Origin of the sequence: Paraburkholderia tropica (genome assembly GCF_900109265.1) — a bacterium.
Lineage (GTDB): Bacteria > Pseudomonadota > Gammaproteobacteria > Burkholderiales > Burkholderiaceae > Paraburkholderia > Paraburkholderia tropica.
Genome location: NZ_FNZM01000004.1, coordinates 144,382 through 156,743, shown reverse-complemented (window position 1 = coordinate 156,743; position 12,362 = coordinate 144,382). Strand labels below are relative to the sequence as shown.

Genomic DNA, 12,362 nt, shown 5'->3' with positions numbered 1-12,362 from the left:
CGAACGATGCTGAAGCTGACGGGCGGGTGTCTATGCGGGAAGATCCGCTACGAGATCGCGGGCGAGGCGATCGGCAACACGGCGTGCCATTGCGTGGATTGCCGCCGTGCTTCGGGCGCGCCCTTCGTGGCGTGGCTGAGCGTGGCGCGCACGGCGTTTCGCGTGACGGCGGGCAATCTGAAGCGCTACGCGTCGAGCCCCAACGTCGAGCGCGGCTTTTGCGCCGACTGCGGCACGCCGATCACCTACCACAGCGCCGCCTTCGCAGACGAGATCGACGTAGCGACCGGCACGCTCGATCAGCCCGATGCCGCGCCGCCCGAGCGGCACTCGTGGGTGTCGCAGCAGCTTGCGTGGGTGAAGCTGGCGGACGGCCTTCCGCGCCATCCGCGAAGTTCTACGGAATCCTGAATAACCAGCCGATAAAAAACGCCGCGGCGCATTGACAGCGCCGCGGCGTTTCGCTCGATCAACGATGTTCGGTGACGAACTTCGTGACCAGATACGCTTCCATCGCTTCCGTACCGCCTTCCGAACCGTAGCCCGAATCCTTCACGCCGCCGAACGGCACTTCGGGCAGCGCGAGGCCGTGGTGATTGATCGACAGCATGCCGGTTTCCACGTCTTCGGAGAGCGCCGCCGAGGTCGCGCTCGAACGCGTGTAGGCATACGCGGCGAGACCGTACGGCAGACGATTCGCTTCGGCGATCGCGTCTTCGTAACGCGAGAAGCGCGTGATCGGCGCGAGCGGGCCGAACGGCTCTTCGTTCATGATGCGCGCGGAGAGCGGCACGTCGGTCAGCACGGTCGGCGCGAAGAAGTAGCCTTCGCGGCCCACGCGTTCGCCGCCCGTGAGCACCTTCGCGCCGTGTTCGCGCGCGTCGGCCACGAGTCGCTCCATGGCGGCGAGGCGGCGGTCGTTGGCGAGCGGGCCCATTTGCACGCCTTCCTGCAGGCCGTTGCCGACCTTCACGGTCTTGATGGCGGCCACGAAGTGCTCGACGAACTCATCGTATGCGGCGTCTTCCACCATGAAGCGCGTGGGCGAAATGCAGACCTGACCCGCGTTGCGGATCTTCGCGCCCGCGAGCAGCTTGGCGGCGCGCGGCACGTCGGCGTCGGCGAACACGATGGCGGGGGCGTGGCCGCCGAGTTCCATCGTCGCGCGCTTCATGTGCTCGCCGGCCTTCGAGGCCAGCAGCTTGCCGACCGGCGTCGAGCCCGTGAACGAGATCTTGCGGATCGCCGGATGCGCGATCAGATACGACGACACCTCCGAGGGCACGCCGAAGACCAGATTCAGCGCGCCTTGCGGCAGACCCGCGTCGATGAACACCTGCACGAGCGCCGCGCAGCTGGCCGGCGTTTCTTCCGGTCCCTTGAGCACGACGGTACAACCCGAAGCGAGCGCGGCCGAAACCTTGCGCACGGCTTGATTGAGCGGGAAATTCCAGGGCGTGAAGCAGGCGACCGGGCCAACCGGTTCGCGCGTGACGATCTGGCGGACGGCGTCGGTGCGCGAGGGCACCACGCGGCCATAAGTGCGGCGGCCTTCTTCGGCGAACCAGTCGATCACGTCGGCGCCCGCGAGCGTTTCAGCCTTGGCTTCGCCGAGCGGCTTGCCTTGCTCGCGCGTCATGATCGCGGCGATGTCGCCTGCGCGTTCGCGCAGCAGGTCGGCGGCACGGCGCATGAGCTTGCTGCGCTCGAGCGGCGAGACCTTGCGCCATGCGTTGAACGCGCGCGCCGAGGCGTCGGCTGCGTCCGAAAGGTCCTGCTCGCTCGCGAGGCTCAGGCGGCCGATTTCCGCTTCGGTGGCCGGGTCGATCACGGCGATCGTCTTTGCGCCGGCGCGCCACGCGCCGTCGACGTAGATCTGGGTATCCGGATAGGGCTTCACGCTGGAACTCATGATGGGGCGATCCTTTGCAACGATGCAACGGTGAGAGGAGCCGGCGACGCGCTCGGCAACGCGCGTCGCGTGGGCCGCGGGACCGCTCATTGTGCCACCGCTTCGCGAGGCTTGCAGGCGGCCTCCGGAGTGCCTTCATGTGGCACAAAAGCACAAAGCCCTTCGGCAAATGCGAAGGGCCTTGTGGATAGCCCCGTGTTTCAGGGGCTGAAGCGCATTGCGCCGGCGCGCGTTTATACGTCCCGCATCAGAATTCGAGCGTGGCGTTCGCAACGAAGGTGCGTGTGGCCGACGGCATCACGTAATAGCCCCACGCGGCGGTCCAGTAGCGGCGGTTGAACAGATTGTTCACGCCCGCGCGCAGCGTCACGTCCTTGCCCGCGACCTGGGTTGCGTATTTCGCGCTCAGGTCCCACGTGGTGTACGCCGGCACGAACTGCGTGTTGGCCGCATCGACCGCCATGTTGCCGACATACTTGCCGCCGAACGCGACCGTCAGCGCGCGCAGATACGACGGGTTGTATTCCACGCGGCCCGTGACCGTGAAGCGCGGCGCGCCGTAGATGCGCTTGCCGTCCACGCTTGCATCGTCGACATCGACGGCCTTCGCGTTCAGCCACATCACGCCGCCCATCAGACGCCAGTCGGCGGCGAGCTGCAGCCAGCCGCTCGCATCGATGCCCTGATAACGCTTCGTGCCGCTCTGCGTAAACACGTTCGCCGAGTTGGTGTACTCGTAACCCTGATCGATGCGGAACAGCGCGAGATTCGCGCCCCAGTTGCGATGATCGGCCTTGAGGCCCACTTCGTATTGCTTGCTCTTGAGCGGCCCGAAGGTCTGCGGATAGTTCACGTTCGTGTTGCTCGACGCGCCGCCTTGCTGCAGCGCTTCCACGTAGCTCGCGTAGACCGTGGTGTCGGGATCGAGCTTGAACATCAGCGCGCCGGTGGGCGTGACGGGATTCGCGCTGTAATCGGCCTGCACCGACTGATCGACGTTATAGACGCGGTCGCGGAACTGCGTATAACGCAGGCCGAGCAGCGCCGAAAGACGCGGCGTGATCTGCACCGTGTCGCTCGCGTAGAGCGCGGTCTGCGTGGTGCGTTCGTGGCGGAACAGATTTTCGCCGATATGCACCGCGTCGTTCGTGAGCAGCGTGCTCTGGTACAGATTGCCGGTGCCGAGGCTATAGCCGTCGTTCCAGCCTTCGCTGTCGTCGTATTCGCTTTGCTGGGTCTGGTAGCTCGCGCCGATCACCACGTCGTGCTTGAACGGTCCCGTGTTGAACTTGCCTTGCACCATCGCGTCGACGTTCTGATAGAAATAGCGCGTCAACGCCGCATACAGCGTGTTCTGATAATCGCCCGCCGCGTTGTAGACGTAGAGCAGGCTGTCCGAGTTGGTGCGGTTTTCCTTCGCGAAGCGGTATTTCAGGCTCGCGCGCCACGTGTCGGAAATGCGATAGTCGAGGCCCGTGCCGAACGAAGCGATCTCGGTCTCGTAGAAGTTCTGCGGCTGTGTGAGATCGCGCGTGACCTTGCCCGCGTCGGGAATGCCGAGGCCGCCGCCCACGTAGATGCCGAACAGCGTGCCGTTGGTCTTGCGCTTCTGGTAGAACGCGTCGGCGGTCCAGGTGAGATCGGGCGTGATGCGCAAGTCGAGCGCGAGCGACGCCACCTGGCGGCGCACGTGGCCGTTCGCTTCGGCGGTGTTGCCGTCTTCGTTGACGAGATTCAGGCGATAACCGAAGCGCTTGTCGTTGCCGAAACGCCCGCCCAGATCGATCTTTTCGCTGAACACGCCCGCCGATTGATAGCCGATCGAGAAGCTGCGGTACGGGTCGTCGGTGGGGCGCTTGAGCACGTAATTGACGATGCCGCCGGGCGTGCTGAAGCCGTACATGAAGCCGGAGAGACCCTTGAGCACTTCCACCTGCTCGAACTGTTCGAGCGATAGTTCGGTGTCCCAGGAAGGGAAATTCTGGCCGTCGACTTTCACGCCGTTGAGCATGTCGACCGCGAGGCCGCGAATCGCGAAGGCGGAGTTCTCGCCGGTCGCGTTGTCGCCGACGATCGTCACCGCCGGATCGTATTTGAAGAGATCGTTGGCCGTGTTGGCGAGCAGATCCTTGCCGCGTTCCGTCGTCACCACATCGGTCGAGAACGGCGTGTCCACCTGGCGGCGATTGCCGAGCGCGCCGGCCGTCACGCGCTTGGGCGAGGCCGTTTCGCTGTCGCGCGCGGCGTTCACCTTGACGGTGGGCAGCGCCTTGCCGTCGGCGGCGGCGCTAGTTGCCGCGTCGCCGGTGTTATCGCTTTGGGTTGCCGGTTTGGTCTCCGTTTGCGCGATCGCCTGGGCCCAGCCGGCCGTCGACAGCGTGGAGAGCGTCACGCCCGCGCTGACGAGCAGCGCGGCGCTCAGCGAAGTGCGGGCGCCCATGACGGGGCGGGACGCGAAGGCAGGGCCGGATCGGCGCGCGGCAGCAGTATTCTTCATATTATTCTGATGAGTCGGATGACCGGGCGCCCCCGGTTGGACGGTGTACGCGTGTCATCGCATGCAAGTGCGATGAAAGTGCAGTGAAAGAATCGGCCAGATCGTAATGGAAATGATTCGCATCTACAACAAAATGCATAAAGGTGTCTGAAAGGTGTTGAATTGGGCGGGAGCGGCTTGCCTGGGCTGCGCTTTTGTGCACATGACGGCGGCGCGCAATGCGGGATCGATGGCGGCGCGGACGCACCAAAGCACACGGCGCCCGAAGGCGCCGTGCGAGGAGAGCGGGGCAGAGAAGAGAAGCGGGCGGGTGAAGGCCCGCTGCGAGGCGGGGTTTAGCTGATCTGCGTGATCGGCGCGACGGCGGCCGGGTCGCTGATGCTCGGCTTGCCGGTTTCGACGTGACCGGCGTAGCGGCGCGCGAAGCTGGTGTCGTCGCGATTCGTGACCGTGAGGTCGTACCAGTGATGGCTCGACGCCAGCACCCACGGTTCTTCGATGCGCGCGCCCGCGGGGACCACGATCAGGCGCTCGCGCGCGCCGTAGGCGTTGTCGGTGACCGTGAGGCGCGCGAGGCCGCCGCCCGTGTTCGTGAACTTGAGGAACAGGTTGCCGTTGGCCACGTCGTATTGCGCCGTGACTTCGGGTTGCGGCGTGCCGCCGTGCTTGCCCTGTTGCGACGTCTGCGTGGCCGCGACCGTGCCCGAGAAGCGGCGCACGAAGCCGTTCGGACCGTGAACTTCGAACCCGTAGACGCCGTCGGTCGAGCCCAGATCCCAGGTGTCGTCGATCGACTTGCCCGCTTCCACCGTGTAGCGCCACGGACCGTCCGTGCGGTTCGTGCCGTACACATAGAAGTGCGCGCCCTGGCGGCCCTTGTTCGCGAACGTGATCGAGAGCGCGTTCTTCGTCGGGTCGACGTGTGCGTTCACGTGCAACTCGTAGGGCAGCGCGCGCGCGTAACGCACGCCGGGTTCCTGCGCATCGATCGGGCCGGGCGTGGCGGGCACCGTGGGCGCGGCGTTGGCCGAGCACTGGTTGTCGGCCATCGACATGTAATTGCTGGTGTCGGGCAGCGCGGGCATCGATGCATCGGGCGTGCGGAAATCGAACGCCGTGGTGAGGTCGCCGCAAACAGCGCGACGCCATGCCGTGATGTTCGGCTCCTGCACGCCAAAGCGTTCTTCGATGAAGCGAATGACCGAAGTGTGATCGAACACCTGCGAGCAGACGAAGCCGCCCTTGCTCCACGGCGAGACGATGGTCATCGGCACGCGCGGTCCGAGGCCGTAGGGCAGGCCGTCGGCGGTGTACGAGCCGCCGCGCGCCGGATTGACGACGTTATGGATTTCGCCTTCGACGCTGACCGTCGATTTGCCCTGCGACGACGTCGTGGGCGGCTGCGGCGGCACGACGTGATCGAAGAAGCCGTCGTTCTCGTCGTACATGATAAAGAGGACGGTCTTGCTCCACACTTCGGGATTCGAGGTCAGCGCGTCGAGAATCTGCGAGGTGTATTCCGCGCCGTAGGCGGGCGTGTATTTCGGATGCTCCGAGAACGCGGCGGGCGGCAGCAGCCACGACACTTGCGGCAACTTGTTCGCCAGCACGTCCTGCTTGAGATCGGCGATCGTGCGCGCGGTCTGCGCGCGCTGATAGAGCGCCGAGCCCGGCTGCGCGTTGATGAAGTTCGCGAAGTTCTGCAGGATGTTGGTGCCGTAGTTGCCGTTCAGCGGATCGCTGCCGTTCGTGCCTTGCTGATAGATCTGCCACGAAACGCCGGCGGCCTGCAGGCGCTCGGGATAGGTCGTCCACGAGAGCAGTTGATACGCGGGCGGCACGTCGCCATCCACGTAATCGTTGTTGTCGAGCAGCGGGCCGCCCATCGTGCCGGTGGGATCGACCATGCCGGTCATCAGATAGGAACGGTTCGGGTGCGTCGGGCCGGGCAGCGAGCAGAAGTAGTTGTCGCAGACGGTGAACGCATCGGCCAGCGCGTAGTGGAACGGAATGTCCGCGCGCATGTAATAGCCCATCGTCATGTCGGTCTTGTACTGCGGCCACTGATTGTGCCGACCGTTGTTGATCGCGTATTGCGTCGGGTACCACGAGTGATCGAGGTCGCCCACGCATTGCGCGCTGGTGGTCTGCGTGTTGAGGTGGAACGGCAGCACCGGCTTCGTGGCGTCTTCCTTCGACGGCTGATACCAGACCGGCAGGCCGCCCGGCAACGGAATCGGCAGGCGGTCGTTATAGCCGCGCACGCCGCGCAGATGGCCGAAGTAGTGGTCGAACGAGCGGTTCTCCTGCATGAACACGACGATGTGCTCGACGTCGCGGATCGAACCCGTGCGCGAGAACGCGGGAATCGCGAGCGCGTTACGGATCGATTCGGGAAGCACGGTCATCGCGGCGGCGGCTGCGCCCGATGAAGCGACGGTTTGCAGGAAACGGCGACGGCTGGTTGACGTCATTGTTGTTCACCTTTCTGCTTGCGGATGGAATTAAGTGTGCATAGGCACACAACGGTGTATTACTGGCTCGTCGTTACGGTGCTGCGGGATTCGTTGCCGGTGCTGGAGTTGGCGTCGGCGTTGATGGCGCTGTTCGTTTGGGGCGGCTCGTCGCCGGGCGCGTAGCTCATGACGGGCGCGATCTGCTCGCTGTCCGCCGCGAGACTCGCTTGCACGCTTTGCACGGGATCGCTCGCATAAACGGCGGGCGCGGCGGCGAGCGTGTCGCTGGCAGCGTTGGTGGCATTGCCTGCATTCCCGGCGTTGGCGTATGCGGCGGTATCCGCGGCATTTGCGGCATTCGCGGCATTCGCGGTGAGATTCGGCGCACTCTGCTGCGGCGCCGATGACGACGCGTTATCGCCCGGCCCGCAGGCAGCGAGCGCCATGGTTGCGAGCACAACGGAAATCGCGGTCGCCGGCGTGACGGCGAGAGAGCGTCGAGTCATGTGCGCTTGCACTCCCGTGAATGGATCGGCGCACAGTTTCCGGTAAGGAGAAGAAAGAATTGTGAAACGGGTGAAAACGTTTGCGCGCGATGATTTTTCTTTTGCAAACGGGATTGATCGAATGCGGAATGCGTAAAAGATGCGTGCCGTGCGAGTTAATTCTTTCTAATCGCCGACAAAACTTTCTCGATGCTTTCGAAGGGTTTAATTGCACCGGATGCAAAACGCAGGACGAAAAAAAGCCCGTCCGGAGACGGGCTTTTCGTATCGCCGATTCGCGCGAAACGGCTTGCGCGAATCAGATTGCGCGAATCGGCGCGCTTTAGAAGCGCGTCAGCATGCCGACCGCGCCCATGACCTGATTGCCCGTCGACGACGAGCCGCCCGCGTTGTACATCACCGCGACGTTCTTGTTGCCCGTGGCGTGCTGGAACATCGCTTCGGCGTACAGTTCGGTGCGCTTGGACAGCGAGTAACGCGCGATCGCGTTCACCTGGTTCCACTTCGGATCGGCGCCATACGAGGTTGCGCCGCTCAGATGCGCGTCGGTGTACGCATACGACAGACCGGCCTTGAAGGCGGGCGTGAAGTTGTACATGCCGTTGACTTCGTAGTTGTCGAAGCGCACCGAGCCGTTGCTCAGGCCGAATGCGCTGGTGCCTTGATACTGGCTGTGCGAGTAGACGAAGCCCACGACGGCCGGGCCGAAGCCGTAGTTCAGGCCGGCGGCCACGGTGCGCTGCACGTCGGACGTCAGGCTGCCCTTGACTTCGGCCTGATCGACCGCGCCGGCGGTATTCGTGAACGCGCTGGTCGTGCCCGACACCGTCTTCGCGCCCGAACCGTTGGTCTGCAGGTAGCCCGCGGCGGCCGTCAACGAACCGAACGTGTAGCTGGCGGCGGCGCTGTATGCGCGGCTGACGGCGAAGTCCGTGTTGTTGCTGAACGCGTACATGCCGCCGAACTTGAAGCCGCCGTAGTTCAGGCTGGTGTACTTGACCGAGTTGTTGAAGCGGACGCTGTGCTGGAGATTGTCGTTGTCGTACGGATGCGCGAAGCCCGAGTCGCCGAACGTGCCGGCCGTGGCCGAGAGCGGCGCAACGAAGTCGACGACGTCGTCGTACTGGCGACCCATCGTGAGCGTACCGAACGTGTTGCTGCTCAGGCCGACATACGCCTGGCGACCGAACAGGCGGCTGTTCTGGCCGAGCTGGCCGTTGTTGACGCTGAAACCGTTTTCGAGCAGGAAGATCGCCTTCAGACCGCCGCCGAGATCTTCGGCGCCCTTGAGGCCGAAGCGGCTGCCGCTGATGTTGCCGCTCGCGAGCGCCACGCGGCCGCTGCCGCCGACATTGTTCGTGTAGGCGATGCCGGCATCGACGAGGCCGTAAAGGGTAACCGAGCTTTGAGCGTGGGCGGACGCTGCGGCGAATGCGGTAACGCACGCGGCGGCGATAGAGATTTTTTTCACTGTGGGACTCCAGTCCTGTAGAAACGCCGGGTTGAGACGGGAGCGAGTATAGGAAGCGACCTTGGATGAAAGGTGACGGGCAGTCCGCAAGGACTATTCCGTAATATGGAAGAATAGTTTCAAAAAATTGAAATAAATCGGCGCAAGTCATGCACCGTCAATACTTGCGCCGCGCATGACACGCCGATATGACTGATTGCGCGGTCCATTGAGTCGCATTTGCACAACAAGTGGAATTCATGCGGCGCGGCGCGTGATGCAGGCTATGCGTGGTTATCCGCGTTTCGCCAGCACATCGGTGGCGCGATGCGGCTGCGCGACCTGATCGATCAGCAGCACGTCGCCGCTCGCGTGTTGCGTGCGCAACGGCAGGATCGCCTGATAAGCCGGCGAACGATACCAGGCGCGGGCACGCTCGCGATCGTCGAATTCGATCATGATGAGGTCGCCCTTGAATGCGCCTTCGAGCCGCTCGACGCGTCCGCCGTGAATGAGGAACCGGCCGCCGAACGGCGCGAGCGTGGCGTCGATCTTCTCCAGATACTCGACGATCTCCGCGCAAGCTTCGCAGCGGTGCAGATGGGCAATGGCGTAAGCGGTCATGGCGATCCTCGCGGTGTGTGCTCAGTGGTGCATTCAGTGAAGCGATGCAAGCGAGGATAGGGCGCGCGCGGCGGCGTGGCGATTACGTGGCAGGTAATGCAAACCTGTGACAATAACGTTAAATAACGTCTGAATTAAACGAAAGCTGAATCGGCAGAAAATTATTGAAATGCCCAAAAAAACGCTTGCAAAGTTTAGGGGAAAACCCTATAGTTGAACCGTCTCCTCCATGTCTCCTCCTGATATGGATTCAGCCCGCCAACTTAGGTGGGCTTTTTCTTTTGGTGCGCTGGTTTTGCGCGGGTGTTCTTCGAGCATCGCATGCGCTTATTGCGTCCGCGCATTACGCCTGTAATGCCCGCTTTCCCGCGCATCGCTTGCCGCTTCCGTTGCGGCGATCCATCGAGAGTAAAATAAGCTAATCGGCGTCCAGTCGGGACGCTCCGAACTCCCAAGCCCGATGAAACCGTCTTCCGCGCAGGAACCCAGGCGCAAGCGCCCGCCGACCTGGCTGCTCAATACGCTGACCGCGCTCGTCGGCGTGCTCACGCTGGCGATCGGCGTGGGCTGGCTGATCCGCAGCTGGATCGTCGATATGGAAATTCCGTACTTCGCGATCCCGCTCGTGATGTGCGTGCCGGTGATCGTCGCCGTCGCGTTCCGTAATTTCTGGGACTAGCGCGGACCGTCGTCCGCGCTTTGCGATCGGGTCGCTTTGATCGTTTATTTCACCGCTTCTTCTTCGACCTGACCGGCGAACGCCAACGCGCACGCCTCGCGCACGCGCTCGATGACCGCGCCCCACGTTTCGTAATTGCCTTGCCGGAACAGCCGCACGTTCTGCGGATACCACGGCGAATCCTCGCGCTCGTACAACCAGCGCCAGTCCAGGTCGCGACGCGGCAGCATGATCCAGCACGGCTTGCCGAGCGAGGCGGCCAGATGCGCCGTCGACGTATCCACGCAGATCACGAGATCGAGCTGCGCGATGATCGCGGCCGTATCGACGAAATCCGTGACTTCGCTGCCCAGCGGCAGAATCGGCTGATGCAGCGGCGCGCGCAGCGCTTCGTCTTCGCCCGCGCCTTTTTGCAGGCTCACGAAGCGCAGACCCGGCACGCGCCAGAGCGGCGCGAGCGCGGCCAGCGACCGGATCGAGCGATGATGATCGTTGTGATGTTTCGGGTTGCCGCGCCACACGAGACCCACGCGCGTGCCCGGCGCCAGCGTGTCGAGGCGCGCGGCCCAGTGTTCTAGGAGCGCCGCGTCGGTCGGGAAATGCGTGGGTGCAGGCGTGGTCTCCAGCGTCGTGCCCAGATGCATCGGCAAGCTCAGCGGGCTGACCCAGTAGTCGAATTGCGACGCGCGCGAAACGGCCTCGGGATGATCGATCACCATGTCGACGCCTTCCACGCCCGCGAGCACGCGATGCAGCGTGTTCACGCACGCGAACGTCACGTGCGCCGCGCCTTGCGCCTTCAGCAGCCGCGCGTAACGCGCGAATTGCAGCATGTCGCCGAGCCCGTCTTCCTGCCACAGCAGCAGCGTCTTGCCCGCGATCGGCTCGCCTTGCCAGTGCAGGCAGTCGAGCATGTCGCGCGAGTGATAGTGCACGAAACCCGTGTTGTCGTAGCGTCGTTCGTAGAGGCGCCAGCCTTCCTCGTAACGTCCCATCGCGATGAGCAGCGTGGCGAGGCGGAACTGCGCGTCGCCATACGCGGGATTCAGCGCGAATGCGCGACGGTAGGCCGCTTCCGCTTCGTCGAGTGCGCCGAGTTCCTTGTGCGTACTGCCGAGATTGAAATGCGTGAGCGCGAAGTCGGGATTGCAGACGAGCGCTTCCTGGAAGATCGCGAGCGCTTCCTGCAGCCGGTCGAGCGCGACGAGCACGCCGCCGAGATTGTTGAGCGTTTCCGTATGCGTCGGCGCGAGGCGCAGCGCCTGGCGATAGGCGGTTTCGGCTTCGGGATAGCGTTCGAGCTGCCGCAGCACGACGCCGAGGTTGTAATGCGCCTCCGCGTGATCGGGGCGTAGCGCGAGCGCTTGCCGGAACAGTTGTTCGGCGTCGGGCAGACGCTTGAGGTCGACGAGCACGCAGCCGAGGTTGATGACCGCCTCGACGTAATCGGGACGAATCTGCACCGCGCGGCGGCAGACCATTTCCGCTTCGCCGAGCCGGCCGAGCGTCTTGAGCAGCGCGCCGTAGTTGTTGAGCGCCTCGGGATACTGCGGTTGCACGAGCAGCGCCTGGCGAAACGCTTCTTCTGCATCGGCGAGACGTCCGCACTCGCGCAGCAGATTGCCGAGATTGTTATGCGCGCGCGCGCCTTGCGGATTGGCCGCCACCGCCGCGCGATAGGCCGCTTCGGCTTCGTCGAGACGTCCCGTCGTGTGCAGCGCGAGGCCGAGGTTGTAATGCGCGTCGGCGTGCGCGGGGTTGTGCGCGAGCGCCGCGCGGTAGGCCGCTTCGGCTTCCGGCTGGCGTCCGAGCCGATGCAGCACGGTGCCGAGATTGCTCCAGGCGTCGGCGTGCGCGGGCGTCAGGGCGAGCAGCTTGCGCCAGACCGCTTCCGCGGCGGGCAGCTTGCCGAGCGCCGTGAGCATTGCGGCGAGCCCGTTGTAGGCCTCGACGTGTTGCGGCTGGGCGTCGATACAGCGCTGCCACAGCGCTTCGGCGGCGTTGGCCTGGCCCGATCCCATCGCGCAGAGCGCGGCGAAATTGAGCACGTCGACGCGCGCGGCGTCGTCGGCGCACGGCTGCATGCCGACGAAGGGCCCGATCACGGTATAGGCATCCCCGAAACGGCCTTGCGCGCACAGGGCGCTTGCCTCTTGCAGGCAATCGGGGCGAAGAGGCGCGGCGGTCGTCGTCGTGGTCACGGTGGTGCTGGGCGAAATCAAGGACCGTATGAGCTTA

At 64.3% G+C, this 12,362-nt stretch carries 9 protein-coding genes; 2 read left to right on the top strand and 7 right to left on the bottom strand.

Going from position 1 to position 12,362, the window contains the following annotated elements:
* Positions 1 to 6: 6 nt before the first annotated feature.
* On the top strand, positions 7 to 411 hold the full coding sequence (locus tag BMY06_RS07430) for a GFA family protein (protein ID WP_065060625.1): 405 nt from the start codon (positions 7 to 9) through the stop codon (positions 409 to 411).
* Positions 412 to 469: 58 nt separating this feature from the next.
* On the opposite strand, the gene BMY06_RS07425 is transcribed toward BMY06_RS07430, so the two are convergent.
* From BMY06_RS07425 to BMY06_RS07400, 6 genes are all read right to left on the bottom strand, one after another.
* Positions 470 to 1,912, bottom strand: a complete 1,443-nt coding sequence (locus BMY06_RS07425; RefSeq protein WP_074982394.1) for an NAD-dependent succinate-semialdehyde dehydrogenase — start codon at positions 1,910 to 1,912, stop codon at positions 470 to 472.
* A gap of 247 nt (positions 1,913 to 2,159) precedes the next feature.
* Positions 2,160 to 4,352 carry a TonB-dependent siderophore receptor gene (locus BMY06_RS07420; protein ID WP_244144361.1) on the bottom strand — a complete coding sequence of 731 codons (2,193 nt, stop codon included), beginning with the start codon at positions 4,350 to 4,352 and terminating at the stop codon, positions 2,160 to 2,162.
* Positions 4,353 to 4,744: 392 nt separating this feature from the next.
* Positions 4,745 to 6,883, bottom strand: a complete 2,139-nt coding sequence (locus BMY06_RS07415) for a phosphocholine-specific phospholipase C (RefSeq protein WP_074982390.1) — start codon at positions 6,881 to 6,883, stop codon at positions 4,745 to 4,747.
* Between the two features lie 59 nt (positions 6,884 to 6,942).
* The gene (locus BMY06_RS07410) at positions 6,943 to 7,371 is read right to left on the bottom strand and encodes a hypothetical protein (protein ID WP_065060629.1); all 429 of its coding nucleotides are present in this window, start codon (positions 7,369 to 7,371) and stop codon (positions 6,943 to 6,945) included.
* Positions 7,372 to 7,693: 322 nt separating this feature from the next.
* On the bottom strand, positions 7,694 to 8,842 hold the full coding sequence (locus tag BMY06_RS07405) for a porin (RefSeq protein ID WP_065060630.1): 1,149 nt from the start codon (positions 8,840 to 8,842) through the stop codon (positions 7,694 to 7,696).
* Positions 8,843 to 9,115: 273 nt separating this feature from the next.
* Positions 9,116 to 9,445, bottom strand: a complete 330-nt coding sequence (locus BMY06_RS07400) for a DUF1330 domain-containing protein (RefSeq protein WP_065060631.1) — start codon at positions 9,443 to 9,445, stop codon at positions 9,116 to 9,118.
* Between the two features lie 460 nt (positions 9,446 to 9,905).
* Here BMY06_RS07400 and BMY06_RS07395 point away from each other — a divergent pair, with 460 nt between their 5' ends.
* Positions 9,906 to 10,124 (top strand): hypothetical protein, encoded by a 219-nt coding sequence (locus tag BMY06_RS07395; protein ID WP_065060632.1) that lies wholly within the window; start codon positions 9,906 to 9,908, stop codon positions 10,122 to 10,124.
* A gap of 44 nt (positions 10,125 to 10,168) precedes the next feature.
* Here BMY06_RS07395 and BMY06_RS07390 read toward each other — a convergent pair whose 3' ends face one another.
* Complete coding sequence (locus BMY06_RS07390; RefSeq protein WP_074982676.1) at positions 10,169 to 12,325, bottom strand: tetratricopeptide repeat protein; 2,157 nt, start codon at positions 12,323 to 12,325, stop codon at positions 10,169 to 10,171.
* Positions 12,326 to 12,362 lie beyond the last annotated feature (37 nt).

Bases quoted from the DNA above. Each gene is read 5' to 3' on its own strand.
- BMY06_RS07410 (WP_065060629.1), bottom strand. From the start codon at position 7,371: ATGACTCGACGCTCTCTCGCCGTCACGCCGGCGACCGCGATTTCCGTT.
- BMY06_RS07425 (WP_074982394.1), bottom strand. From the start codon at position 1,912: ATGAGTTCCAGCGTGAAGCCCTATCCGGATACCCAGATCTACGTCGAC.
- BMY06_RS07400 (WP_065060631.1), bottom strand. From the start codon at position 9,445: ATGACCGCTTACGCCATTGCCCATCTGCACCGCTGCGAAGCTTGCGCG.
- BMY06_RS07415 (WP_074982390.1), bottom strand. From the start codon at position 6,883: ATGACGTCAACCAGCCGTCGCCGTTTCCTGCAAACCGTCGCTTCATCG.
- BMY06_RS07430 (WP_065060625.1), top strand. From the start codon at position 7: ATGCTGAAGCTGACGGGCGGGTGTCTATGCGGGAAGATCCGCTACGAG.
- BMY06_RS07395 (WP_065060632.1), top strand. From the start codon at position 9,906: ATGAAACCGTCTTCCGCGCAGGAACCCAGGCGCAAGCGCCCGCCGACC.
- BMY06_RS07420 (WP_244144361.1), bottom strand. From the start codon at position 4,352: ATGGGCGCCCGCACTTCGCTGAGCGCCGCGCTGCTCGTCAGCGCGGGC.